Source organism: Flavobacterium sp. CR10 (assembly GCF_055814415.1).
The window spans coordinates 4180365-4207132 of the sequence record NZ_CP185985.1 but is presented as its reverse complement, the minus strand read 5'-3'; the positions used below and the strand labels follow the sequence as shown (position 1 = coordinate 4207132).

22 protein-coding genes are annotated in these 26768 nt (G+C 42.1%); 9 read left to right on the top strand and 13 right to left on the bottom strand.

Going from position 1 to position 26768, the window contains the following annotated elements:
• The first annotated feature begins 203 nt into the window (after positions 1 to 203).
• Both ACNRYB_RS17995 and ACNRYB_RS17990 read left to right on the top strand, forming a co-directional pair.
• On the top strand, positions 204 to 1715 hold the full coding sequence (locus ACNRYB_RS17995) for a MauE/DoxX family redox-associated membrane protein (protein ID WP_473728195.1): 1512 nt from the start codon (positions 204 to 206) through the stop codon (positions 1713 to 1715).
• Positions 1716 to 1811: 96 nt separating this feature from the next.
• Positions 1812 to 2105, top strand: a complete 294-nt coding sequence (locus ACNRYB_RS17990; RefSeq protein WP_473728194.1) for a DUF6520 family protein — start codon at positions 1812 to 1814, stop codon at positions 2103 to 2105.
• A gap of 68 nt (positions 2106 to 2173) precedes the next feature.
• Here the strand turns inward: ACNRYB_RS17990 and ACNRYB_RS17985 are convergent, their stop codons facing one another.
• Genes ACNRYB_RS17985 through ACNRYB_RS17975 form a run of 3 tightly spaced genes read right to left on the bottom strand, consistent with a single transcriptional unit; the run spans position 2174 to position 9264 of the window.
• Entirely contained in the window at positions 2174 to 4834 is a 2661-nt protein-coding gene (locus tag ACNRYB_RS17985; protein ID WP_473728193.1) for an alpha/beta hydrolase family protein, read from the bottom strand.
• 10 nt (positions 4835 to 4844) lie between these two features.
• Positions 4845 to 6230 carry a RagB/SusD family nutrient uptake outer membrane protein gene (locus ACNRYB_RS17980; protein ID WP_473728192.1) on the bottom strand — a complete coding sequence of 462 codons (1386 nt, stop codon included), beginning with the start codon at positions 6228 to 6230 and terminating at the stop codon, positions 4845 to 4847.
• A 10-nt stretch (positions 6231 to 6240) separates the two neighbouring features.
• Entirely contained in the window at positions 6241 to 9264 is a 3024-nt protein-coding gene (locus tag ACNRYB_RS17975) for a SusC/RagA family TonB-linked outer membrane protein (RefSeq protein ID WP_473728191.1), read from the bottom strand.
• Between the two features lie 519 nt (positions 9265 to 9783).
• On the opposite strand from ACNRYB_RS17975, the gene ACNRYB_RS17970 reads away from it, so the two are divergent.
• Positions 9784 to 10005, top strand: coding sequence for a helix-turn-helix domain-containing protein (locus ACNRYB_RS17970; RefSeq protein ID WP_473728190.1), 222 nt, complete (start codon positions 9784 to 9786; stop codon positions 10003 to 10005).
• Positions 10006 to 10208: 203 nt separating this feature from the next.
• Here ACNRYB_RS17970 and ACNRYB_RS17965 read toward each other — a convergent pair whose 3' ends face one another.
• Positions 10209 to 10385 carry a histone H1 gene (locus ACNRYB_RS17965; RefSeq protein WP_433811337.1) on the bottom strand — a complete coding sequence of 59 codons (177 nt, stop codon included), beginning with the start codon at positions 10383 to 10385 and terminating at the stop codon, positions 10209 to 10211.
• Positions 10386 to 10460: 75 nt separating this feature from the next.
• Positions 10461 to 12161 (bottom strand): helix-turn-helix domain-containing protein, encoded by a 1701-nt coding sequence (locus tag ACNRYB_RS17960; protein ID WP_473728189.1) that lies wholly within the window; start codon positions 12159 to 12161, stop codon positions 10461 to 10463.
• 326 nt (positions 12162 to 12487) lie between these two features.
• On the opposite strand from ACNRYB_RS17960, the gene ACNRYB_RS17955 reads away from it, so the two are divergent.
• The 5 genes from ACNRYB_RS17955 (at position 12488) to ACNRYB_RS17935 (ending at position 17034) form a co-directional block, all read left to right on the top strand.
• The gene (locus ACNRYB_RS17955) at positions 12488 to 13186 is read left to right on the top strand and encodes a hypothetical protein (RefSeq protein ID WP_473728188.1); all 699 of its coding nucleotides are present in this window, start codon (positions 12488 to 12490) and stop codon (positions 13184 to 13186) included.
• Positions 13187 to 13468: 282 nt separating this feature from the next.
• Positions 13469 to 14338 (top strand): helix-turn-helix domain-containing protein, encoded by an 870-nt coding sequence (locus ACNRYB_RS17950; RefSeq protein ID WP_473728187.1) that lies wholly within the window; start codon positions 13469 to 13471, stop codon positions 14336 to 14338.
• A 51-nt stretch (positions 14339 to 14389) separates the two neighbouring features.
• Positions 14390 to 15568, top strand: coding sequence for a hypothetical protein (locus tag ACNRYB_RS17945; protein ID WP_473728186.1), 1179 nt, complete (start codon positions 14390 to 14392; stop codon positions 15566 to 15568).
• Positions 15569 to 15674: 106 nt separating this feature from the next.
• Complete coding sequence (locus ACNRYB_RS17940) at positions 15675 to 15875, top strand: YqaE/Pmp3 family membrane protein (RefSeq protein ID WP_473728185.1); 201 nt, start codon at positions 15675 to 15677, stop codon at positions 15873 to 15875.
• 217 nt (positions 15876 to 16092) lie between these two features.
• Complete coding sequence (locus ACNRYB_RS17935; RefSeq protein ID WP_473728184.1) at positions 16093 to 17034, top strand: glycosyltransferase family 4 protein; 942 nt, start codon at positions 16093 to 16095, stop codon at positions 17032 to 17034.
• Between the two features lie 38 nt (positions 17035 to 17072).
• On the opposite strand, the gene ACNRYB_RS17930 is transcribed toward ACNRYB_RS17935, so the two are convergent.
• The 8 genes from ACNRYB_RS17930 to ACNRYB_RS17895 form a co-directional block, all read right to left on the bottom strand.
• The gene (locus ACNRYB_RS17930) at positions 17073 to 17942 is read right to left on the bottom strand and encodes a hypothetical protein (protein WP_473728183.1); all 870 of its coding nucleotides are present in this window, start codon (positions 17940 to 17942) and stop codon (positions 17073 to 17075) included.
• 6 nt (positions 17943 to 17948) lie between these two features.
• On the bottom strand, positions 17949 to 19025 hold the full coding sequence (locus ACNRYB_RS17925; protein WP_473728182.1) for a glycosyltransferase family 2 protein: 1077 nt from the start codon (positions 19023 to 19025) through the stop codon (positions 17949 to 17951).
• Positions 19026 to 19103: 78 nt separating this feature from the next.
• The gene (gene gwsS, locus ACNRYB_RS17920; RefSeq protein WP_473728181.1) at positions 19104 to 20186 is read right to left on the bottom strand and encodes a grasp-with-spasm system SPASM domain peptide maturase; all 1083 of its coding nucleotides are present in this window, start codon (positions 20184 to 20186) and stop codon (positions 19104 to 19106) included.
• Position 20187: 1 nt separating this feature from the next.
• Positions 20188 to 20376, bottom strand: a complete 189-nt coding sequence (locus ACNRYB_RS17915; RefSeq protein WP_473728180.1) for a hypothetical protein — start codon at positions 20374 to 20376, stop codon at positions 20188 to 20190.
• A complete protein-coding gene (locus ACNRYB_RS17910; RefSeq protein ID WP_473728179.1) occupies positions 20366 to 21292 on the bottom strand; it encodes an ATP-grasp domain-containing protein in 927 nt (308 codons plus the stop codon). The genes ACNRYB_RS17915 and ACNRYB_RS17910 overlap by 11 nt, the downstream gene beginning before the upstream one ends.
• Positions 21293 to 21299: 7 nt before the next feature.
• Complete coding sequence (locus ACNRYB_RS17905; RefSeq protein WP_473728178.1) at positions 21300 to 23051, bottom strand: hypothetical protein; 1752 nt, start codon at positions 23049 to 23051, stop codon at positions 21300 to 21302.
• 116 nt (positions 23052 to 23167) lie between these two features.
• Positions 23168 to 23410 carry a hypothetical protein gene (locus ACNRYB_RS17900; RefSeq protein WP_473728177.1) on the bottom strand — a complete coding sequence of 81 codons (243 nt, stop codon included), beginning with the start codon at positions 23408 to 23410 and terminating at the stop codon, positions 23168 to 23170.
• A 46-nt stretch (positions 23411 to 23456) separates the two neighbouring features.
• Positions 23457 to 25145 carry a thioredoxin domain-containing protein gene (locus tag ACNRYB_RS17895; protein WP_473728176.1) on the bottom strand — a complete coding sequence of 563 codons (1689 nt, stop codon included), beginning with the start codon at positions 25143 to 25145 and terminating at the stop codon, positions 23457 to 23459.
• A 515-nt stretch (positions 25146 to 25660) separates the two neighbouring features.
• Here ACNRYB_RS17895 and ACNRYB_RS17890 point away from each other — a divergent pair.
• Positions 25661 to 26710 (top strand): TlpA family protein disulfide reductase, encoded by a 1050-nt coding sequence (locus ACNRYB_RS17890; protein WP_473728175.1) that lies wholly within the window; start codon positions 25661 to 25663, stop codon positions 26708 to 26710.
• Positions 26711 to 26768: the final 58 nt, after the last annotated feature.

The window sequence follows — 26768 nt, the reverse complement described above, 5'->3', positions numbered from 1 at the left end:
ATAATAGTGCGCGGCATTCAAGACGCGCTGTAAATCTAGCCGATTTACAGCGCGTCTTTATTTTTTTAGACAAACGGATTCTAAGTTAGCCTGTTTTTAAAAATTTTACGCATGATTTGGAAACGCTTTGTTAGAAATGGCTAATCTAAATTTGCATATGCTCAAATGAAAAGCAGAACTATTTAACTTAAATATTCAAAATCATGAATGGTAAAACCTTGCGCAAAAAAATAGCCGTTGAGATAATCTGTATTCTTTTTGTGATGCTGTTTGTGTACGCTGCCGTAAGCAAGCTGGCGGAGTTTGAAAAATTTCAGGTGCAGCTCGGGCAGTCCCCATTGCTGAGTGTGCACGCAGGGTGGGTATCTTGGGCTGTTATAGCCAGTGAACTCTTAATAGCGCTGCTTCTCTCCATTCCGAGATTAAGAACGGCGGCCCTGCTGGCCTCTCTTGGCATTATGGCAATGTTTACGGTCTATATATTTATTATTTTAAACTTCAGTTCTTTTGTGCCCTGCAGCTGCGGAGGAATACTGGAAAAAATGAGCTGGAGCGCCCATCTGGTTTTTAATGTTGTTCTGATGGCGCTCTCTGCACTTGGAGCAGCATTAAATGCCCAGCTTAGCCCAAATGCAAATCATCAGATTGCAATGGGAAAAATGATTGCGTTGGAAGCCGGCATAATAACGGCGGGCTGTCTGGCAGTTTCAGTGCTCTACCTCACATCAGAGAGTATGATGCATGAGAATAATCCCTTCTTAAGAAGATATCCGCAGCATCCAGTGGAATTCGTGAATTCGGTGGATTTAAGGCACAGCTCGCAATACATTGCAGGCACGTCAGCAGATAAAATTTATATAGGCAATTACGAATATCCCACCTATATGCTTCTGGTAGATAAGGATCTGAAGCGCAGAAAGCTGGAAAAAATGCATTTTGAAGCGGACAAGTATCCCTTTAAAATGATTACGGCCACAGTGCAGGAACCTTATTTTTATCTCTCTGACGGCATTGTGCCAGTTCTTTTGCGGGGCGATGCGGTAACGTGGAAAGCTACTAAGGAGATGGCTGGAGTTCCCCATTTTACAAGAGCCGTTCCCATTGACAGCACAAAGGCTGTCTTGAAGTCCAATAATTCAAAAAAACTGGCCAATGTGCTGGGGATTTTCAATTCAGATTCCATCCCTAAAATAGCCTACAAAAGGGAACTGCTGCAGGCGCAGGGAGATGGGATCTTTGATACGGACGGCATGCTTCTATACAGCAGGGAAACTGGGAGAATAGTCTATCTCTACTATTACCGCAATGAGTTTTTTACAGCCGATAAAGACGGGAAGCTGTTGAGCAGAGGGCATACTATCGATACAATTAGCCATGTGAGATTTAAGGTCTCAAAAATGAATAAGGGGAGAGAGTATACTGTAGCTTCTCCTGCTCTTGTGGTAAATGCCAATGCGGCTGTCTATAGAAACCTGCTTTTTGTGCATTCCATAGTAAAAGGAAGATATGAGAATCAAAAGCTTTGGAAGAAGTCTTTTATAATTGATGTTTATGATTTAGATACTAGTACGTACCGTCTCAGTTTTCCCATATATCATACCTCAAGCAGCCAGCTGAGCTGTTTTGCTGCAGACAGCGATAATTTATACGCCCTTATTGGCACTGATCTGGTAATATACAAGCTGAAAGATATTCTTAAAAAAGAATTTAAATGAATCATTTTATACTATTGATATACCGGCCGGTTTCAGGAAGCAGATCGAACACCTGTAGAAAAAAGTAGATCAGACTATTATTTAAAATTAATTACTATGAAAACCTTATTTATTAAAAATGTGATTCCAGCTGCCGCTGCAGTTCTGGCAATTGCAGGCGCTTTTGCAACCACTTCGATGCAGAGCGCAGAAAAAAGTAAAACAGCAGCCATACAGCAGGGGTATTATCCTGACTTTAATGGCAAATGTACCCAAGGTCCAGTAAACTGTTCGGATATTATCAAACCGCAGCTGTGCCGACTTAATGTTACTACGGGGCCTATTGTTTATGAAACCGATGACCAGGACAATTGCGTTGAGCCTTTGTATCGTATTATGAATGGGCAGTAGGTTCATTTTAAATCGGGAGAATGCAGTTCCAGTGATGGAACTGCATTTTTTTGTATTCTCCTGCGGGATTATTTTGTGTCTGCCATAATCCATGCAGGCTTATAATTGCCTTTCAAATAATAATTAAACCATTCCAGGATGCGGATTGTGATGTCCTTCTGGTTTTCTGGTTTGATTAGAACATGGCCTTCATCAGGGTAGAGAATCAGAGTGCTTCTTTTCTTCTGTCTTCGGAGTGCGAGATAAAATTCCTGGCTCTGGCGGAAATCGATCTGCGGATCATTTTTGCCAGACCAGAGTAGCACGGGGTTTTCAATTTTTGACACATGCCTGATTGGAGAGTTGGCATCATAGCGGTCAGGATAGTCGGCAGGCGATCCTCCCATATTGATCTGTTCCGCTTCAAATCGCCACATATCCGGTTTGCCTCCTCTGCCTACCGTATAATAAAAGCGGGAGAGGTCAGTCGGGGTGCCTCCGGCAGCAGATGCGGCAAACAGCGGTGTCTGCGTTACTATAAAAACAGATTCATATCCTCCGAAGGAATGGCCGTTAAGCCCTATCTTCTTTGGATCAACAAGATTTTTATCAATGACTTTTTTTACTGCTGATGCCACACAGTCCAATGCTGAAATTCCAGTGTTATGATTTTCTATTCTGATATCGGGAAGCAGCACAAAATAGCCGTTTAGTGTCATAAAGGTAGTGTTAAAACCACCCCCGTTGTATAAGGTAGGATTTTCATAGATGTGGAGTTCATTGGATTTTTCCTCGTAAATATTTACGATCATTGGATATTTTTTTTCAGGATGGTAATCGGCTGGATAAACCAGCACTCCATGCAGGGTATCTCCTTTGGAGTTCTGGAATTCAATAAGCTCTGATTTTCCCCAGAAATATTTTTCCTGCTGGGGATTGCTTTTATAGAAAACAGTTTCGGAGGAGGCGGAAGCGTCTACGGATACCAATTTCGGGGGCTGGTCAAAATTCTGCTCCCTGAATATAATCCGTTTTTTATTTTCCGTGAAGTGAAACTGATCAATGCTGCTGTCCCTAAAGGCGAGCGGCTTTACTTCGGAATTCTTTCTCCATATGAAGCAGCCTGTTTTTCCATCCGGGCCTTTTCCGCGCAGAAAGAGGGGTTTGGTGAGATCATATGTTTCGAGAAGCGGACCGTTGTAGATTACTTTCTGATGCCTGGTGTCGGGATTTATAATGCGGTAGACTATTTTTTTTTCCCTGCCTTTTGTCAATCTCTCTGCTTTTCTGTTCACAGGATTTATGCTCCATATGTCGTATTGGTCATAGAGTATAATTTCTTTATCGCCGGCAGTCCATCCAGGATTGCCGTACACGGATTCAGGAACAAGCTCCTGCTTTTTGCCATTGAATCGGACTCCAAGTCCAGCTGTGATGTTGGCATGGGAATCCGTATGGGGATTATAGGCCCACCAGCAGTTTTCTTTAAAATAGGCAAAGTACTTTCCTGCAGGAGACGGATTGAGGGCTTCAGTGTCCCACGGCTGTTTTTTAAGGAATACTTTTTTTTCAAAAGTTTTTAAATTGACGGCCTGAATGTCTCTTGGCCCTTCGTATTCAAACTGGGGCTCATATGCTTTCGGATTTGAAAGATAGGCATATTTCATGGCGCCGTCCATCATAATGGAAGGCGTTTCCTCAGAGGTCAGAAGATGGGCATTTCCTGAAAAAGGATTCCAGACCGCAGATTTTGAAGTGCCGCGAAGGCTCTTTTGCGATTTTTCATAGGGATAGATCCATTTATCCTCAGTGTTCCAAACTTCGACCGCAATTTTCTTTTGTCTGTCAATAGAATTCGTATTTTCCTTTACGGCAAAGAAGACATTCTGAAGATCGTCGGAAATTACAATTTTCCGCTGCGTATCGGCTGTGATATGCCAGTTTTTTAAGAACGCCGAATCGGTCTCATGGCCGAACTGGAATTTTTTTTCTGTCTGCGTGTCGAAGTACAAAAGCATATTTTGGCTCGGATCAGCATTTTCCTTTATGCACGCAACAGCCTGCCCATGCTTCTGCCATACCGGAGAGGTGAAATTCTCTGAAGAGTTTTGTTCCATCCAGACGGCCGCATCCGGGTTTTTGAGGCTTATGACTGCCGCGCCTTGACAATCGGCTGACGAAACCGTGTACCATAGTTTGTCCTGCTCGGGACTGAGCAGAAAGACGATTCCATTGTCAATCTTTTTGGTTCCGCCGCTTTTAAGGGAAAGGATTCCAATAAAACTGCTCTGGCCAGCTGCGCTACAGCGGTAGATGAGCTGCGCGTGCCTGTCACTGCACGAATAGGATTTTACATTTTTAATTATTTTTTCCTTTAGGGTTTTTAAATCAAGGATATGGAGGTCTCCGTTAATCAGGCATATAAAAGCGTGACCCATAAACCTGCCGTCTTCGCCGTCTGGAAAGGCAAATGAAGTTTTATTAAGAATGTTTCGGACAAATAAGGTATCGCTGCCTTGTTCATATTCCGTCTTAAAAGAGGCCCATTTTTCATCGGGGCTAATATTCTTCAATATAAGCTCGCTCCATTGGCTGTAGTCTTTGGGTGTGAGCATTTTTTTTTGCAATGCCTGCCCCCAAAGGGGACAGGCCACCAATGGCAAAATAAATAATATAAATAAAAAAAAGGTGCAATGCATCCTGCAGAATCTTTCGGTTCGGCAGTGCTTCTTTATGGTATTTGCTTGCATGATTCTAATTTTAATACCCCGGATTTTGAGGCAGAAGATTTGGATTTAAAGTAAGTTCGTTTTGCGGGAGGGGCAGCAGGCTATCTGTCGGATTCCAGCCTGGCTTAACGCCTTCCAGAACGCTGTCAAGCTTTCCGCTGCGCTTAAGATCAAAAAAGCGGTGCCCCTGTTCAGTGAACAGTTCATGCCTTCTTTCCATAAGCACAGCATCGATAATTTCCTGCTGTGTGGAGGCTGAAGTGTCATTCAGGCCTGCACGGCTTCTGATTCTGTTGAGGTCCTCTTTAGCTCCGATAAGATCTCCCTGATAGGCTCTTGCTTCCGCACGTATTAAATACTGTTCTGCTATCCTGAATACGATTGAATATTCCTTTGATGCGGGCGTGGCATTATTTTCCCTGTATTTATAGGCATGATAATAGACTGATGCATTTTTGGATACGCTTTTTATCCAGAGAGACCTGCGCAAGTCTCCAGCCTCAAAAGAATTCACAAGGCTGGCGGTAAGCGACACCTGAGGCGGGGGAACGGAAGTAAATGTAAAATATGCTGCCTCGGCGGTATTTTTCCCGGCAGCTCCTGCCTGAAGCTGCCAGATGGTTTCACGGGAGGCCAGCAGAAAAGCCTGATCTGGATTTTCAAGAGCATAAAGCCCTTCCTGATTTAGAACCGCAGATGCCGCATTTGATGCTTCGGCATATAATTTAGCATAGAGATAGATTCTGGATAAAAGAGCCTGTACTGCGTATCTATTGGGACGGACACGGCTGGGGCCGTTAGGCTGGGCAGGAAGAAGCTCTAGTGAATTTTCCAGATCAGAGATTATTTTTTTATTAAGAGCAGCAGCAGGAATCCTTAAAACGCTGCTGTTCTTTTTATAGTCAGTATCGGTAATATATGGAACATCCCCAAATAATTCGGACAGATAAAAATGGAGCAGCGCTCTGATAAAATAGGCCTCTCCCTGAAGCTGGTTTTTCTGGATCTGGCTCAAAGCTTCTGATTTCTGTGCGCCTTCAAGAATTGCGTTTGCGGCATAAATCTGGTTATAGGAGGCATTCCAAAAGCCGGTAACGGTTGTGTTGGACGGAAGCAGGGAATTTTTATAGAAATCCAGACTGAAATTGTTAGGCGCCTCGTTGCTGGCGAGCTCATCAGCATAATTGCCTAGAGTATTGGAGATTCCTTGGCCAGTGCCTGTTAGGATCCCTTTGTCGCGGATGCTGGAATAAATATTCAGAAGCGCAGCTTCTGCTGTGCTGTAGTCTTCAAATACTGCAGGTGCGGCAAGCTGCGATTTCGGGAGATCCACTTCCAGAAACGATTCGCAGGATGAAGGACAGATGCCCAGCATGCATAATAGAACAAAAAGCCTTATTTTAGATAATGGTTTCATAATCGATGGTTTAAAAAGTTAACTGTATGCCTGCAGTGATTACTTTAAGCGGTGGCAGAAAGCCGTAGGCGGTAAATTCAGGATCGCCATCAGGGTATTTTGTAAAAGTCAGCAGGTTCTGTCCCTGCAGCATGATTTTAAACTGCGTCTGTTTTAGGCTCAGGGGAAAAGTATAGGTGAGAGAGATGTTTTTCAGCCTGATGAAGGAGGCATCAGCAACAGAAGAAGTGCTCTCGTCATATAAATAGTTCCCCATAAGGGCGCCATCATTATAGCCGGTTGTATAGATCTGATAAGGGGCGGAGTTTCCAGCCTGCATCCAGCTGTCCGCTATCCGCTGCTGCTGGTTGGACATCATTCCCGCGGGTCCCATCGGATAGAGTTTGTTTTTTTGCTTTACAAACTGGAACAGGAAATCTAAAGCAATGCGCTTATAGGCCAGCTGGTTCTGTATGCCTCCGTAATATTTGGGGCTTAGATCTTCTGCTGTCTGTTTGTCCTCGGGAAATGTTATGAGCCCGTCTGCATTGAGGTCCTGAAATTGGTAAATGCCTGTCTGGGGATTGACGTCCTTGAAATTGTACAGCAGCTCAATGGTAACGGGTTTTCCGATTCGGTATCTCTCACTGTAGGTTGACGTTTCAAGATCTGGAAAAGAAAGCAGCTTATTTTTTGCAAAGGTTATATTGAAGTTGGTTGTCCATGAAAAATTGCTTCCATTAAAATTGACAGTGCGCAAGGTAAATTCCAGCCCGCTGTTTTCCACCACAGCGTTCAGATTGGCCTGTACGGAGGTAAAACCTGTCGTGGCAGGCAAGGGCATTCCAACCAGCTGGTCTGATGATCGGTTCCGGTACCAGGCTGCTGTTAAAAAAATGCGGTCCTGTAAAAAGCCAAGCTCTGCGGCGGTTTCAAATTTTTTATTTGTTTCCCATCCAAAATTGGCATTAAATAGGCGTGAAGGGGAAAGTCCAGCTGTGCCATTATAGATTACTCCCAAAGAGGTATAGGTGTCGAGATACTGGTAATCGCCAATCTGGTCATTTCCTGTTGTCCCGTAGCTTAAGCGCAGTTTTCCGAAGCTGAACCAGCTGCTATCCTTTAGAAAATTTTCTTTGGAAAAGAGCCATGCAAAACCTGCAGCTCCAAAGTTCGCATACTGGTTTCCAGGGCCAAACCGGCTTGATCCGTCTCTTCTTGCCGTTAGATTCAAGATGTAGCGCTGCCTGAGATTATAATTGAAGCGGCCGAAGAATGCCTGATATCTGTATTCTGTTTCGTCACTGCTCACTATGCGCACTGTTCTTGCTGCGGCCAGATTATAAATCAGGCTGTTAGAGCTGAAGCCTGTACCCGAAATTACGTTTCTTGTGCTGGTCTGGCTTTGGAAAGTTGCCCCAAAAAGAATATCCAGGCTTCCTGATCCCATGTCTTTCTTCCAATTGATCTGCGGTTCGGCAATCCAAGAAAACCTTTGTGCATCATTAAGAAACAGAATCGAGCTGGCGCTGGTTACATTCAGTGAGGGATTGTAGATAGTGGAAGGCACAATGCGCGTTTCTTCATTGAAAAGTCTTGTATAGCCAATATTGGCTTTAACGGACAATGCTTTTGAAAGATCATAAGATATTATTGTATTTGCTGTCAAGTCGCTGGTTTTGGATTTAAATTCAGCATTGAGATTCCTTAAAGGATTAGTCCACGTTCCATTCTCCCAGTTCAGTTCCCCTTCCGGAGTATAAAGCGCGGGGGCATTTGGAGGAAGCGATCTTGAATCATAGGTGAAGTCAAAACTCGGCTGGCTATTAGACTGCATATTGTACCCTGCTGAAAAGGAGAATCTGAATTTTGAATCTGAGGACTCATGATTAACGCTTATATTGCCGCCCGCTTTGCGGTACATAAAGTCACCGGGAAAAACGGTAGACTGCGTATGGTAAGCGCCTCCTGCCAGAAACTGCGTATTTTCGAAGCCTCCCGATATAGTAGCATTCAGATCTGTGATCTGCGCTGTACCGCCAAGAAATTCTTTCTGCCAGTCGGTATAGCGGTTTTGATCCCAAGTTCCATTGACATCATAATCAAGCGGGCCATATTCAGTGAGCCCATCATTTAAGAATGCCTGCTTTCGCATCTTGATGTACTGCTCCGTGTCCATCAGCTTTAAAAAACGGGTTACGGTTCCGGCTCCTGTTGAGGAATTCAGAGTAAATTTTGTCTGGCCTTTTTTTCCTTTTTTGGTTGTGATTAATACCACGCCATTTGCTCCTCTCGAGCCGTATATGGAAGTTGCGTCCGCGTCTTTTAGTATTTCAATGCTCTCTATGGCATCCGTATTGATTCCGTTAAGGGGACTGGTCTGCATCGGAAAAGAGGTTCCGGTTTGGGGAGAGCCGATGGTTTCGGAGGAAAACGGAACACCGTCAATAATATAGAGCGGAGCATTGCCGTCTGCGCGCAGGCTATTCTGTCCGCGGATTCTGATATCAAAACCTCCTCCGGGAACCCCTGTATGCTGGGTAATGCTGACTCCGGCCATTCTTCCCTGCATTGCGGCCAATATATTGGTTACTGGCTGGGTTTCTATATCTTTTGATGTAATGCGCGAAATGCTTCCTGTCCGCTCGCTTTCCTTTACGGAATAGTAGCCTGCATTAATTTTTACTTCCTGAAGTGTGGTGGTGTCATACTCGAGCTGGATATCAATTTTAGTGCGTCCCTGAACTGGCACATACGCTTTTTTGAATCCGATAAAAGAGACCACCAGCGTGTCATTGGAAGAGGCAGAAAGCGAATAGTGACCGTTGTAGTCAGTAATGGAGGCACCGTTAGTTTTGTTTTTTAGGGCAACAGTTACTCCAGGAAGAGGTGAGCTGCCATCTGTGACAGTTCCCTGAATCTCTATCTGCTGAAAAAATGACTTGTAGGACCGCTTTAAATTATTTGCGGAAGACGATGAAAAAGACAGCAGGATACCTGTAAAAAATAGGCAATAAAGAGCTTTTCCATCCTTGTAAAATGAAAAATAATTCATAATATTGGGATTGGTTAGTTAAATATGATTTGATTAGCTAAGGTCCTCTGCTCTAGTTTGGTCGCTGCAGCTGAGGGCCATTTTTTATGCTGAAATATTAATTTCTATGTTATATAACAAGATTTTTATTTGATCATAGACAAAACATATTGGTTAAACAATAATTGATTGCGAAGTTTGAAAGTTGAAGTAGTTATACTTAGAGTCAAGCTGATGGTAGCATCTTAAAATAAAAGAGACGTGGAACTCAACATATCCGCTTCCGAGGTACTGCTAAGAACCTTTTCACACGAATAAGTGAGCCCACGCCCTTTTTTTATAGGCGTGAGCATTTACACTTAGTCATCTCGCGTGATTAAAAATTAGCAGTTTTCGGAAACGAGACTCCAAGCGAATGCTTCAAATATTTTATTGGAAGTATCGCAAATATATTAATTCAAATACAAATATAACAAAATAGTTTGAATTTCGGATTTTAGTCCGAATTATTTTAAACTATAAAAAGTTACTTTGTTAAGTATGAAGGACAAGAATCGTATTATAGTTGACTATTTAGCAAGTGAATGGGTGGCGAAAGCAAAATCTCAAAGTGCTTTCGCTAGTGAACATAATATTGATGAAAAAACTGTTCGAAATATCAAGTATAATAAAGATTATAACATAAGTTTAAAAACATTAGTTAGAATTTGTGAGGCAAGGGAAATAAAGTTGTATGATTTTTTTAAATTACTTGATATTTAGTACAAGAAGGTAGGATTATTACTTAAAAGAATATAAGTTTAATATTAATTAGTTCATATTTGTATAACGCCCTTATATCCTTTCACTAGAATAATATAAGCATTTAAGGCTAGTGAAATGTTTAAATTTTTAATGCCAAAATTTATTTAATGTAGTGCTTATATAAGACAAAAGCCTTCGATATCGAAGGCTTTTTGAAATAATTATTTTTTAGATTCTTCAATAGAAACTTTTCTAAACTCTTTTAGTAGCTTTTCGATTTCTAATGATGATTTGCGGGCTCTTGCCCCTGCAGCTTTAACTCCTTTTTCTGATAGTGACTCAGATTCTGTTTTGAATGTTTCAATTTCAGCAGTGATTTTTGCCAATAAGTCTTTCATAAATGTCAAGTTTTTTTAATTACGTGACAAAAGTAGAAACTTACAGATGATTTCCAAATATGGGTTTTGAGAAAACTATTGCGTATTTTCTTTTTTTATTTCTGCAATAAAATAGGATGGCGCTATCCCGGTTTTGGCCAGAAAAGCTTTTGTGAAGCGTTCCGTAGTGCTGAAACCGGCTTCTTTGGCTAGCGATTCATATTTATAAAGTCTGAATCTAGGCTGTTTCCGCAGCAGCGATATGATATAGTCAATGCGGAGTCCGTTTATATATTCATTGATTCCTTTATCTCTGGAGTGGTCAAGTATGATGGATAAATATTTCGGATTGGTTTTAAATGCAGCGGAAAGAGTGGTGAGGTTCCAGTCTTTTTCTAGAAAACTTTTGTTTTTTTCAAAATTTTCTAAGTGCTTAAGAAGCAAAGAGACTGTCTCTGCATTTATATTGGTTATAGGGGATTTTTCAGATTTTGCCTTAGAATGGTTTTTCTTTGCATCAAGCTCTTCCATGAGCATTTCATAATTCTTTTTATATATTCTTCTTGTTCTGTGATGATACCACGTAACGCCAATAACAGCAAAGAACAGCATCAGTATCGCACCGGTAAAAATGCGGTCATAATGTTTTTTCCAAATGAGCTGTGCCGTCATGGTTTCATTGTCTTTTGCGATCCTTTCTTTTTCCAGCAGAAGTTCTTTTGTATCATACTGTTTATGGATTTTTCCTACGATGTATTCTTTGCTCTCTGTAAGCAGCGTGTCAGCCTTCAGCAGCTGGTCAATGTAATATAGCTGCCGTTTAAGGTCTTTTTGGGTTTTATAATAGCTGATCATTAGTTCAAAAGCCTGCCTCAAATCTCGTCTTAATATTCTTTTTTCGCTGAAGATTTTATCTACCAGTTCAAAATAGCTTGCCGCCTTTTCTTTTTGATTGAGCGCCCAGTAGCTTTTCCCAATATAAAAATATGCTATTTCCAGATTGGCATAATCATTATTTTCTTTTATGGCATAGATAGATGATTCAATATTTCTGATTGACGAGCTATAATTCTTTCTGGAGTATTCATTGATCCCTTCAGAATGCTTAAAGTAGGGTATCATTTCCTTAATTTGCAGCCTCGTGCTTTCCGAAATGCCCAAAGAATTTATTTTCGAACATTTATCATAATCTCCGAGCTTGCTATAGCAAAGTCCCAAGGAATGCAGGGAATTTAAGTATGGTCTCGATTGGCCGTCTTTGTAATAGTCTATGCATTGTTTGAGAAGTGAGACAGCCTCATCGTAGAAGCCAATGTAAAATTTGGTTTGGGCGATGCAGTATTTCACTTTATGGATTAAATACTGATTGCTAGTCTGCGAGATATAGCGGTTCGCGGCCAGATATTGATCCATTGCCTGCTGCTGCATTCTCTGTCCGTAATATACAGTCCCTTTAGTGAGATAAGAGCTTCCGATAAGCTCTTTGTCCTTTGATTTAGTGGCGTTATAGATCATGCTGTCTGCATATGCTATCCGCTGGTTTTGGGGAGACAAGTGGAGAAGGTTCTGATAGGCATTAATGATTTCTTTGCTGTTTTTCTCTTTTTTAGCCTTATTAAGAAATACATACGCATATAGCGAAGCGCGTGCGCTATCTTTTCTCAGCTCGTAGATTTTATTGTCGAGATATTCATAGCCCTTCAGCTTTAGGGAATCGGGAATGCTAAAAGCATGTTTTTGGGGAGAGGCTAGGACAGGGAACAGCAGAAAAAAAAGAAGAGCAATTTGAGTATTCATGGTTTGGAAGTTTTGGGGATAGTTTTGGATAATAGACAATAGAGCTATTTATTGTCGGAATTATTCTACTTTAAATTAATATAAAAATAGCATAAAGGATTGGATTATAGTTAATTGTTTGTTATAAATGCACTAAGGATTTCTCGAAAATCCATAGCGGAATTGCCGAAAACCCGCAGATATTGGCTTGCGGGAGATTTTAAAGCAGAATAGTTTTGCTGTGAATTCAAAAGCAAAATGTCCGGCAGGGTGCCGGGCAGAAGTTCTGCTTATCCGGATGAAATGGACTGGAAAGAGATTTCCATTCACATTCAAACATCAAAATCATGAAAACCATTCTATTATGCATTATCACATCAGTCTTTTTTTCTTCATGCTCTTCTGATTCAGATTTTAAAGGAGCTGAGAATCCATCCACTTATGCTCAGAACAGATCTGAAGAGCTTCTGTATCCTGCAAATCCTCATAATCCTTTTGACTTAAAAGGGAAGAAAGTTTATGAATCGCTGAAGGAATTCTATCGCGATAAGCCTGTTTCTAATTCTATTTCAGAACTGGCGGAGCAGATCAGTTACGTTTCGAGCAGGTTAGATGGAAGAGCTGCCGCGACCAGTAGGCTGATACCTTTTACCGATGAAATGGTACAGTCTATAATGTCTGATCCTGATAACAGCATGATTGCAATAGTGCAGAACAGCGTACTGCAAAGCTATGCGAAAACAAGCCTTATTGCTTTTCTGCAGGAGCTTATGGCTAAAAGGCAGGAGGAATTCAGCATTACCTATAACTATATTGGAGGGTATGAATCGGAAGTGGTAAATGACGCGATATTTACTGCGGAAGAAGCTGAAACAATACTGACAGTGGCATCTATTTCGAGGTATTCGCTGTATTCTGAAGAAGAACGCAAGGATAGGGATTGGGAAGTGCTGGTTGGGGGAAAACCGGTTGCGCCGTTTTTCGAGCGCAATGAATCTGCTATTATTTCGGTAATTGCTTTACTGGAAGGAGCCATTCGGAATTAGAAATACCGATATCTTTAAAATGAAGCTGCCCATTGTATTGTATATACTGCTTGTCTTGTTTAATCTGCTATGCCTTTATTTTACGATAGACTATTTGGGATGGGATGTAAGCGAGGATTTTTTTATGGATCGGCATCGAAGCAGATTGGCCAGATGCATAGCCTATCTCTTTTATGTCACCCTACTTTTGAATCTTTGCGGTTTAGCCTATATCGCAATAAAGAGAATATTTGAAGACTAGCCGGCAGCTTTTTCTAAAGTATCTGTCAAACAAACTGTGCTATGTTAAAAGATTTGCTTAATACCGAAATGGGGAGCCCTTTTTTTATGGGAGATGTCGCCGTTTGCTCGGTCAAACAATATGGTCCGAGATTTCCGGGAGGAAATTCTTTTGAAGTTAGAAACGCTGCAGTACTGCTGATGAAGTCAGGAACATTTAAAATACAGTCAGGAGAAACCGTTCAGGATTTGAAAGCGCATGATCTGTTCGTTTTCCCAAAGAAATCTTACTGCCATGAGATAGGAGCTGGCGGTGAGCTTCAGTTTTATTTGATACGGTTCTCCGCAAATGGGAACAGAGGGCGGAATGACTGTTTGCACAATAATTCTTTACTGGTTGCCGCACGGAAAGAGGCGTTGAAAATAAGTCTTGACAAGAACGATTATCTTGTGCTTTCGCTGATCTGCAGGCTGGTGTATGCGGAGGAAAATAATATGGAGGCGACTGATTTTGAAGCTGATTTGCGGCGGATTAGCTTTAATTTGCTTCTTTTTGAGCTGAAGTTCATTCATGCCAAATATTTTATTTCATCAGCACTTCATATGCCAAGAGCGGAAAAACTGGCTATTCGATTTTTAACCGTGCTTTCCATTCACTGCCGAAAACACCATACTGTGAAGTTTTATGCTGGCGTGCTGTATGTCACTTCAGGCTATCTGAACAGGGTAGTGAAGCAGGCTACTGGAAAGACAGCTAAAAGGATGATCGCTGAGGCAGTGCTTGCGCAGGCTGTAAATCTGCTGGAAGACTCTGATTTCAGTATTGCTGAAATAGCGGAAGAGCTGGAGTTCAGCTCCGCTTCTGCATTTGATATCTTTTTTAAGAAATTGATGCTTTGCACCCCATCTGAATACCGTTCGAAATGCCCTTAGAGATTTAAGAGTCGTTAGTTTTTAGTATTAACTGCAATTGAAAACATGAAAATGAAGAACAATAGATATCCTTTAGAATGGCTGGATAATCTGATATTGGAGCGTTTTGGCTCCAATACAATGGATGGCGAATTAACTCGAGAGCAGCTGGCTGCGATTTCAGAAGATGCGGCAAAAGAGTCGGTGAAGATCCAGGTGAGGATCAAAAACGAAATATTTGCCCTGAGGCGCAAAAGGCAGATTCGCCTTCTGGTCAGAAAGTACCATTCGACATTGATTTTCCTATTGGATGCAATGGCGGACAGGCAGAAACAGGATGCCTTTCAGAAGGCCGATGCGCAGCAGTGCGGCGAGGCGGTCATTGGATGTCTGGACGGTCTGCTGTCATTTTTGGAGCAGCGGTATTCGGGCTATTTGAGTTTGGATGAAAAGATGCCCATTGTGTATCTGCTGGTCTGCAGAAAAGAGGCGCGGCTCAAGCTGAAAAGGCTTCAGAAGCTTCAAATTGGCAGCGGGCAGGCGCAGCAGGCTTTAGGAGCGGTTGTGGAGGAACTGGCCAAATCTATTTCTATGCAGGGCAGCAGCAGAGCGACTTTCCGCCAGGCGATTTACGAGCGGACCCTTTTAAACGAGCTTTTGCAGATTGACTATTCCAAGGACGAAGCGATTATTGCCCTTTTGGACCGGAAGCTGGTCAGCCTGAATTTCAACAGCGCCGTTTATATCAATCTGCTGATAAGCCGTTTTATGTCCGGATTGGAAGAGAGGCAGAGCCTTTCTGAAAAGCTCGGTTTTTTATCCTATTATCTTAAAGAGGTCAGCCAGATTCCTTCCAGCGGAGAGCTGTTTTTTAATGCAGGCCTTGAGCCTGTAAAAACAGTATTGGAGAACTGGTTCAGACGCGAGCTTGAGTATCTGGAAAAACAGATGGAGCTTGCCGGGGGACAAGGCCTTGCCGGTTCGGCCCAGAAGCCTGAGAATAAGCTCGAATGCGATCTCTCGGCAGATCAGATCGGGATTATTCTCAGAGCTGCCGATGAGGCGCACGTGGTGAAGTCCAGATCGATGAGCCTTGTTTTCCAAAGGATAGTGCCCCATCTCTCCACCGCCTTTAAAAGGGATCTGTCCTACCAGTCGGTGCGCAGCAAATCCTATAATGCGGAGGAGAATGACAAGAATATTGCCATACTCACTCTGGAGAAGATGATCAGGAAAATCAGATCGTATTGAATGCCTATCGATTATCTGCTGCTCTTTTGAAACAAAATCTGCTAAGAGGCGTCTTACTTTTTAGAAATCTGAATTATTTTTTATCTACCATTAAAACCAAAAGACCATGATGACCTTAATTGCCATATTTTTTCCCTCACTGTCTTTTCTTCTGCGAGGAAAGCTTCTTACGGCTCTTTTATGCCTCATCCTTCAGATCACGCTTATCGGTTGGATTCCCGCGGCCATATGGGCTGTAGTGTCGCTTCAGAATTCAAGGGCCGATAGAAGGACGGCTAAAGTCATTAGGGCAATGAAGGCAAAGTAGAAGCTGTTTGATATTTTATGGACTGTATTGGGCGCTAATTATGGTTTGGGCAGTGAGGCTCCGCGTGATTGAGGTATATTATATTATTTTGGGATAATAAAATATAAGTTTATCTATCAGCGCAAGCATAAATTTATAACCTAGTTATGGATGCATTCCGCCGATTGATAAGCTGTCTTTTGGCTGGGGGCTTCATTGGAAAAATACGCTTCTTTATATGAAAATACTTCTTGTAGGGCCAGGAATAATGCCTATTCCTTCTAACGGATGGGGTGCCGTTGAAACCTTAATCTGGAACCAGAAAATCTATTGCGAGGCCCTTGGGCATACGGTTGACATTTTAAACGAAAGGGGGCTGGCTGCGGCACTGGCCGCAAAACCGTGGAATTATGACTTCGTTCATGTGCATTTTGATTCATTGGCCGAATTATGGAATACGCTTTCGGTCCATCTGGGTTTTAAGCTGGCGGTCACAAGCCATTACGGTTATGCAGCCTTTCCGCAAAAATGGGGCAGCGCATATGGGGCCACCTTTGGCTTTCTAATGCAGAGCCATCGGCTGATTGTATTAAGCGAGGACATACGCAAAGTGTTTGCTGAAAGGGGCTTTAAGGGTGAGATTAAGGTGCTGCCCAATGGAACCGAAACAGAGCAGTTTGCGTTTAAAAAAGAAGCATCGCTTAAGAGCGCAGTCTGCTTAGGCAGGATTGAAACGAGAAAAGGCCAGATGGAAGTGGCCAGGAAGATTTTAGGCAGAAGAAGCATAGCCTGCGATTTTGTGGGTCCGTCAGGCGGCCTTAAATTTAAAGCTGACAATAAACATGTCAGGTATTTGGGGGAATGGGACAGGCAGACGGTTCATGAGAGGCTGACGGAATACTCCTGTCTGATTCTGTTCAGCGATGGGGAGGCGCATCCTCTAGTTGTGCTCGAGGCGATGGCCGCCGGACTCTCGATTGTCATTTCAAAGCAGGCCTCAGCAAATTTGGACAGAAGCCTGCCGTGGATATATTTATGCGAGAATGCGGATGAAGTGGTGCAGCATGCAGAAAAGGCAATAAGGGAGAATTATCAGTATCGGGAGCAGATACGGAAATATGCCCAGGAAAATTTTGACTGCTCGGTTATAGCCCAGAAATACATTGAGATGATCAGTTAGCCGCCTCTGCTATATGAAGCTGCAGTGCTGGCAGAAGTTTAGACGCTATCTGCCGCAATTTCCTGCCAGGCAAAGCAGGCGAGAGCAATTGCGGCAGATCTTTGCTGCAGGTCCAAAGCATTGAATAGGATGTGCGCCATGGCGGAATAATCCTCAAAAGACAATTTTGCCTTTTCTGGCTCCATTAGGGATTTTTGGCAGTCAGCGGCTGTTTTGTGCCATAAAGCCTGCCATTTTTCTCTGTAGCCTTTTGCGCTGCAGCTTCTGCTTTCCATCAGGCATTGCGCGATGGCATTTTTATTGTCATCAAAGAGAATGGAATTTTCCAGTTTCATGTCCTCTGCGGTTTGGGGATCATATTTGAGATACTCATCCCTTAAGAGGGCGCCCAGCGCCATTTTGGAGTCTGCGGCATCCATCTCTAAAGCGTTGCAGAATATGAACAGGAGCTGAATGCCGATTTCGGCCATATTCTCCGGGGTTTCTTCCCCATAATGTTCAAAGAGCGCAAAAATCACTTTTGAGATCTGGCTTTCATATAGCAGAAAAGCATCGCTGCGGCGCGCATTGGGGATGTCCGAGGGGTACTCGAATGCGCCGTAATGGACGCTGTTGTTCTTAAAATTTAAAAAAATGCTGTTTTCCTCCAAGACCCTATCTTCTGGGGCGGATGGGGCTTTTAAAAGAAAAGCTCTAAGCCATGCGTCAATTTCAGATGCCAGCCGCATTCTGTCGGAATCAGTGCTGGGGATTATGACCATTCTGATATGGGAGCCGCCCAGATGGCTCAGCCTGACAATAAAGGTTTCGATGCCTTTTGCATTGTGGGGCAAAGGCATTATGGCTTGGCTGATGGCGTGATGCCACATGGCTTCATTATAATATAGAGAGATGCAGAAGGGTTTCATATGCTTTTAATCGATTAGTTTTATTCTGCCGAAAGAGCCATTGTTTGCTGAAATCTTTTTTTCCTTCAGATTTTTTTCCATAATCAGCCTGTTGCTGATTTGGGAGAAGAACATGGCCATATCGCTGAATGTTTTTTTTTCAGTGATGGGGTAGAATTTTTCCAAGGCGGGAGAGCGGGGAATCGGTCCGCTGCCTAAAGGCAGAATTTGCAAACCTTCTTCAGTGCAGAATCCGACTCCGTCTTCGGAACTCGTCCATGTCCCTTCTTTCCATGCATTGCCGTAAAGGCTATAGGAGAACTCAAATGGGGGCTCTTCGGCAAAAAGGCGGCTGGGAGATTCCGAGTTATATGTTTTATTGCATATTATTTTGCCTAAGTAGCACTTTCTGTCTCTAAAGAGATACAGCAGCTCAGATGCCGCATGGTCTATAAACCGGATATGGATCGACTCGATCCCTTTGGAGTTGCCTTCGTTTTGGGTCCGCTCTTCATCGCTGTGCGGCAATGCCCGGAGGAACCTGCGGTCTTCTATATAATGGGCCTCCCTGCCCAAGAGCTCTAGGCGGCCGCATAGGTCAAAATCATCAAATCCATATCCGTTCATAGTCTCATCATAGCCCCCGACGGCTAAAAAATCTGCTCTTATTGCGGCAATCCTTCCAAAACAGCCCTGCGGAGCATCTCTAGGGGCGCTTAAATAGATGTTTCTGTTCTCCATAAAGGCAGCATTGATATATGCTGCAAAACCGGCTCCGATGAAATTATCGGCATCCAAATTGCATATGATGTCCCCTGTGCTGAGCCTAGCGGCGGTATTCTTTGAATGGCTCATGTGAAAGTCTTGCGGCTCTGTGGTGCGGTAGTATTTTAGAATGCCTTTGTCCATGTAGCCTTTCATTTCTGATTTTATCCATTGGTCAAGAGCATCGGCTGAGTTGTAGTTAAGGACGACAAACTCGATGTTTTGATATCCTATATTGTCTTTGATATTTTGCGGAAGGGTCGCTTTGAGGTGGTGAAGACGGTTCATGCACACCGTGCAGAAGGAAATTTTCAAGCTTTTGCGTTTGATTGGATCCATGTTGTTTTTGATGTTCTGATGGCGCTTGGTTCGGGGCAGCTTATGGCATTAAGGCAAATAAAATTCTGGCGCTCGGTTCTAGATTGCCAGCTCCTGCATTTGGTAATGCTGTATGGCATTCTGCTTTAGCGGGCTGGAACTCCAGTCTTCCCAAACATTGGTGTAGGGGTCATAGCCGCATTTCAGCGGCTTTGAATAGGGATTTTCCGCATTCTCGACATAAGCCCTGCAGTCTGTGCAGATGTGGCGGAATTCGCAGTCCCTGCAGACCTCTATTTTATCTTTGCCGATATTCCAGTGTTTTTTGAAATCAGGATGGCTTAGAGCAGAGATCAGATCGGAAGACCGAATGTTGCCGAAGCTTTGCGCCATTGACGGGCAGTTTTTTATCTCACCGTTTGTGTCTATCGAAATTTTTCGGTTCAGGCAGGTGTTGTGGTTCTGCGATTCGGAAAAAAGCCTGATATTGGAATAGAAGTATTCCGGATTTATGATCCCGCAATGCTTTTCATTAAGGATGTTTTTCTTGACCATCATCACATATCCCATCTTCTGCCTTATTGGCTCATAGCTCTTCTCGGCTGGGGAATTGAACAGTATGATGGAATGCACTCTTCTGTTTTCTGCCAGAAACGAATTTATTGCCTTGAGATCAAACTCTTCATAGTAGGGCAGTATAAAATCAATTGAGGCAATTCGCGATTTTTCCCGGCTGAGTTTTGCGGCAATGCTTTTAAGATAGTCCAGACTGGCATGCTTATAGAAGCGAAGCTGGATATGCGAGCATTTGAGCTGTTCGAACTGGGGCACCAGACTCTCAAAATCATGCATGGTCTGGCCATAATCTATGATGATGTTGGTTATGGTCGAGGGCGAATCCCACTGAGGATCTATCTTGGGAAACAGATCCGGCTCGGCTGTAAAGAAAATAAGGCGGTTTTCTATCAGAAACTCAAAGTATTCATCAATTATTTCATCATACTGATGCTCAAAATGATTTTTAACCTCTTCTATAGTCTTCCCGCCGTAGATTTCCAGAAGGTCAAATAAGGCGTTGGGAATGAAATGGTATGCATTGCTTCTGGTGTCGCAGATTATGCTTCTGCTGAATCCTTTAACCGGGATGCAGTCTGCAAAAAGAATAAAGTTTGATGGCTTCAAATTATATTATTTTAGAGATGGGTTTTACAAATGGCTTGGAAATGTTTCGGGAATTCTGATAAGCCCGGATGGCAATGAAATTGCTTCTTTTTTCTTTTTCTGCGGCTGCTTCATTTTTTTGCATATCAGGCCCTTTCGCGATTTCGGCTTTGAGCCCGTTGAAAATATTGGCGGGTTTTTTATTTTCCATTTTTTAAAATTTCAGCTAGTTTTCTTTCGATGCGATAATTGCAGGCGTTATTGATAAAGCTGGCCTGCCCAGTTGGATTTATTTCAAGAAAATAGTAATCTCCCCCGCTGTACATAAGATCAGCCGATCCGTAATTCAGATTGAATTTTTTAAAGACTTTCTCCAATTTTTCCTGAATGGCTGCTGGAAGCCTAAAAGGGACTATCCTTGATCTGTCCGGCTTGGAAAATACGGTTCTGATGTCATCGGCATGCTCAAAAACATGGATGGCGGCGCAGTAAAAGTGGCCGTCAATGTAAATTGCGCGTATCTCAAAATCGGCAATGATTCTCTCCTGGAAAAGAGAGATGGTGAAGTCTTCGGAAATTTTGGTGAGGATCTCTGGGGTTATTGAGAAAGTAAGGTTGAAATTATAGGCAAAGGACTCGTCGCCATAGTGGAAGCTGTCCAGAATCCTTTTGCATACGATTCCATTCGCGCCAGAGAATCGGCCGTAAAAATTCTTCAGTTTTTTTTTGTTTCCCGTAATTACGGTATGCGGAATTTTTAACCCCTGCTTTTTCGCTTCAAGCATGATGTCAAGGCGGTTGGTCTCAAAATCGGCGATCCTTTTTCCTATTTTTTTTATGCTTTTCTGAAGGATAAAGGCATCGTTTAGAATTTCATGGCATTTTTCTTCGTAATAGCCGCCTCCTGAATTGATGCATCCGCCATTAAACCAGACGCTTTTGGCATTTTCCAATTCTGCGCTTTCCAGATAGGCGGTCCTTATTATGCAGGAATTGGCATCATTGCTGAAATCCATTGATTCTATGCTGGCTTGATCGGCTTCGCCTATCCTTATGAAATCTGTATCCAAATAGTCGATGACATCATTTACAAAGTCATCGACATCCTTGCTGTATATTATGACCATATCGTTTTTAATTTTCAAGCTGCTTCCAGTTATCGGTCAGTTTGGCAATAAATTCATAGTTTTTTTCATAGTAGTCATCCCATTGCTTTGGATTTTTAGAGTCATACTCCGAAACAATGAAATTGCCGTAGTCCATCACAAAGCTGTAAGGGTTATTGAAGCTGAAAATTATTTTTCGGACAGCCAGGCCGTCTTTGGCGCATGATTTCGAATTGTACAAATTGCCTTTATAAATGTGAAGGCAGGAATTGGCGGGGTCTACACCAATCAAGCTTCTTTTTCGGTCAAATTCAAGAGCTTTGGCGCTTTGGTCCAAGAGCCCATTTAGAGCAGTCAGATTCTTGGTTTTCTGCTGCAGGGCATGCGTGATCAAAACATAAAAGTCGGGATGGGTCGCCAGAATGGTGTCCCTTATCACAGAACAGCCGATTTTTTCTTCGGAAGGATACCCGTCTTTTTTTAGCAATTCAATAAATCTGTCTGTAATCTTCTCTGTGGTTTCATCCAGTTTTTTAGGATCTTTTCTATTTTTTAGCCCATAATCAGACTGATCTTCTCTAACTAGGCCATTTAGCTCCTCTTTCAGCTTGATGTTCAGCTTGTCCTGGGTGAGCTTTTGGATGGAATCATATCTTGTACTGAAGCTTTTCCATTGCGGATTTCTCTTTAGGCCAGTGAACATTTTGGAGTTGAAGTAAGGAAGGGCAACATTTTTATAGGCTAGCTTTTCAGCCCAATGAAAAGCGCTTCTGAAGTCCCTTGCGAGCATGGCGCATCGGATGGCGTTGTGGATATCGCGGGCAAATAAAGGCTTATGATTCTGCTGAAGCAGCTCATACTGTTCTTTTGCTTTATGGTACTGTTTGGCCAGGATATAGTTTTCAGCCATTTCTGCAAAAGAGTAATAAGGGCTCTGCTCTTTTTGGGAGTCTTCCTTTCCGGTATCGGAAACCATTCTATTTTTAACCATCAGAGTCCTGCAGTCGGGCCGCTCCTGTTTTTTTGTCTGGCTGTTCCTGCTGTTTTTCTCCGGATGGTAAACCATAGACCCAACATCAAAAATCTCAGAGTAGTGCGCGCGCGAGCCAATGGCAAAAAGAGTGTTTTCATTGGCTTTTCCGCTTATCTTAAAGTAATGCGGGCCTCTAGGGTCGGTGGTGCTATGCGAATAATTTTTCAGATAGAAGGCAGGAAATCTATCCAATGGCGTAGATTCGTCGATTTCAGAGCCATTGAGTCTTGCCACTGTAAGCTTTTTGTCTGCAATGCTGCGGTAGCATGCATTGCCGAAATAATAGGTGTTTATGGTGTCTTTTTTTTCTCCGAGAAACAGATCGATATGGTTTTGAATTTTTCCATTTTGCAGCTGCTCATTCATGTGGCCCGTCACAAAGCCTTCAATGCTTATTATGCTGTCTTTTGGGCTGTAGGTGCATTTATTTATCTCTATTTTGAGAAAGCACATGGAGGTGCTTTCATAAAAGTGGAAGTTTGTATAGTCCCTGTTTTTGAATGTTACCCCATAATTGACAATCCCTTTATAGTTTCTGTCATCCACAAAGTAGGCCAATGTGTCTTTAGCATTGGGTAGCCATATGTTTTTATGCCATCTCAATTGGTATGTTTCCTCAGATATCTTATTTCTTTCAAAGCTGCTCTGATTGTATCTGATCCCTTTGGAAATGTTCTGCCCCAAGGATATATTTATAAATGCGATATTTAATAATATGGTTAGCGATATTATAGCTGTTTTCTTCAAGATAAATGGTTTGAGGTTTAGTTGTCAGGCTGGATGAAAGAATGTTGATGGGAAGTCTGAATTGCGTGATGCAATTCAGACTTTGGAAAATTTTTAAAAGGCGGCTATCCGCCCTCTTAGCATGGAGTCACGTTGCTTCTGTTGTGAAAAGAGGTGTATGTTCCAGGTCCCGGATATCCTCCATATGAACCGTCTCTTGTGGAATCGTACCCGTAGTCATAAGACAGGCACTGCCCGGTAGCCCAGTCACTGATGTGTCCCGGTTCGGTATAAATGCCGCCTCCATTGAGCTTAAAGAGCTGGCTTCTTTTTAAAACGCTTTCTTTGAATTTTCCTGATTTCAATTTTTCCAGTTTCATAAATTTAAATTTAATGGTTAAAAATATTAGTCTTTATATGTATGCCTCATTGGGCTAATATCTGTGGGGTAATGCCTGCCTTGCAGTTATCATTGCCATACTGCTGAAAATCGATGTCTTCGGACAGATCATCCATAAAATGGATCAGGTCTTTTTTGTTGCAGTATGGCGGCACGTGATAGCCGCCGATAATTACTGCCGGCGTGAAATTTATAAGATTCAGCCGATTCCATTCAAACTGCCTCTGCAGTATTGACTCTGATTTTTCTGCATTATTTTGTTCTGCTGCCTGAATGGAGGCATTGGCTTTATTTTTATTTCTGTTTTGATATGCATTAGTTGTTAAGTCGGAATCGCTTCTGTATCTGTACCATTTATCGAGTGCTTCCATAAATAATTGACTTCCTTGAGTGAGATAGATTGAAAGCAGCTCCAAGTGGATTTTTTTTGAGTATTCATCGCTGCGAGTGCCATCAAAGTTGAAATGCAGGTCAATGCATGCCCTGTCAGAATATCTATGGAGGATTTTTTTGATCATGGCATGCGTTTCTGCGCAGAAGCTGCAGAAGGGGCTGATTATGAATGTGATTTTTAATGGGGCTTCAGGATTTCCCAAAGCAATGCTTTCTTCTAAGGGAATCTTGCAACCATCTTTTATCTTTTTTGATGCCAGCAGGTTATTTTTAAATGCCTCATAGCTGCGCGCAAAACGATTCAAAACTATGCTATGCTCTTTGAGTTTTTTATGGCTTTCCAATGCCTTTTTGAGCAGATGCCAGATGCAGCAGAGAGCTGATCCGATAAAACCGAGAAGGATTAATGGTTTTGGCTCGAAGTCATAAGAAGATTCGGTAAAGAAAAACAGATAGGCTGATTCAGACAGAATCAGGGCGATAATGGATAGGCATATTGGGCACCATTTGCGCTCTATGAATTTTTGGAAGCAGATTGAAACCAATAAAATGGGTAGGGAGCATATCAATGCTATTTTAAGAATGGCGATATAAGCGGGAACATTGCCCAATAGAAGAAATGCCGGCAGGCTGAGAAATTGGGAGATGAAGAATAAAAGGCTAAGGTCTGCAAAGTTTATTGCTTCAAAAAGTTTCCACTTCTTGGAATGCAGCACGGCTTTGCAGTCTGAAGAATCGCCTGCAGCGCATAACCTGTCAAGAGTTTGGCTCTCGATTGCAAAGAGGCCTTTTAATGCCATTGCTGAAAATAGAATCCCAAGAATTGAAAATGAAAATAAGAGATAGATTTCACCATTGGCTTTAAATTGTACAAGCATCAGGACAAGAAATAGTACGGATAAAACGCACAAGAAGAGAAATTTTCTGCTTATGGCTGATTTCTTTGAAATATTGCCTTCAGGCTCTTCTGCCAGCAGTACAATCTTTTTCCATTTTATGGCAAGTTCCTCTTTTGAGAGGCCGATCTTTCCTTTCTCTGCAACACAGATATAGGCATTGCCTTTTCTTTTGACGAAATAAAGCTGGGGCTGGTTATTCTCCATTTCAAGCAGCGCCAAAAAATGATCAGGCAGCAACTCTATCTGGTCTGTTTCTATAGATAGCGCGGCATTGCCGATGTTGAAAAAATTAAGCGTATCGGTGATTGAGATAAGATGCGGATAGTGCGGATGGGACTGGATCTGAAAACGAAATTCAGTTTTATTGATATAAATCTGCTCTGCTTCTAAATATCGGAATAGATGATTTAAATTTTCAGACATATTTAATTTTTTCGTAAGGCGTTAAACATTGCGCATCTGGCTTGCGGCGGTTAGCATCCATTTTCATTTTAAGGAAAGCATGTTTCATATTGTATCAGCAAGTGGCCTAAAGCCAAATGTAGCTTGTTTCTGGTTTTTTATGTAATGGTATGTTATCCATAAATTATATAATCTTATCCTAAAGAGGGGGGAAGCAAGAAGGATATGATGGCATGCCGCGTTATCATGATATGTGATGCTTATTTGCAGGTGCAACTGAAAGTAAGCGGTTTGCTTTTAGGATAAGATTGTACATTATAATGGTAACATATGATAAAAATAAGTGTTAAAAGCGATTGATATTTGCACTATGATCAGGCCTGTAGAGTTTTAAGACTTCCCAGCTATAAAGAATTCTGAAAACTCCGTCCGTGTTGGGAAAGGACACTGTCTTTATAGGCAATTTGTTTGGGAATCTGGAACGGCTTGCCGCCCAGGCTCCAGATTTATCAATGCAGTCCAAAATGACAGATAGAATGAATGCTTTAAAAATTATATCAATTCTCACAATTTTGACTTGTACACCTGTTTTTTGTCAAAATAAACCTATAGCAGGGGAGACTATAAATCAGGCGAAAAATGACACAATTTTGCTTGTCAACGGTTTAATGGGGGCAAAATGCTATGAATTGCCTGTAATAGTATCACAGGTCATAAACGGTCAATTCAAGATCGATGCCAGCCTGGCCTATCCGCAGATGTATTTTCTGTCATGGGAAAATGAAAAAGGGAACGCGCTCTTTTACGGGAATCCTTTTTTTATAGACAATTCTTCTTCGAAAATAATTGCTAGGGAAACAGGCTGCGAAACAAACGGAAATTCATCGTTAGAGTATAAAAAAGATTTCATTCCTTATATTTTAGCTGGGACCGGCTATGCTGATGTTAATGATTATTTCTTTGCCGATGTAAGCGGATTTGATATAAAGCTTGCAGGCTATGCTTGCCATAAGCCTGACTCCTATGTGGCTTTATGGTTTTTGGCCAGAAGGTTTTATGAAAATGGATATTCAGGACAATATATAGAGATTTTAAAGGTGTTTTCAAAAAAAATAAAATCTGAAAGGCTATGGATGGTTTTAAATGAGGAGTTTAAAAACATTGCAATTAGGGAGGGAGAAAAATTTCCAGCTTTGCCTTTGAAAAAAACTGATCTGACAGAAGAGATTCTGATCATTCCAAATTCAAAATATACTCTGATTGATTTTTGGTTCAGCAGATGCCGACCTTGTCTGGAACAGCTGCCGTTATTGAAGGAGATTTACAGCAGTTATAGTTCAAAAGGCTTTAATATTATTGGCATTTCAACCGATAAGAGCATTGACACGGAAATATGGAAAAAAAGGATTGCTGAAAAAGAAATTCCATGGGAGAATTATCTGGACGAAAATGCGGTTATAGCGGCCAGAGAAAAAATATTTTCATATCCCACCAATTTTCTGCTGGATGGAAACGGGAAAATTTTGAAAAAAAATATTAAACCCGATGAACTGCAGAGGTTATTGCTGGAAAAATTAAAAAAATAGCCTTCCATCATGTTGGATCCGCAAAAAAAAAACAGTTTGTCCGGGATGTAAAATAAAA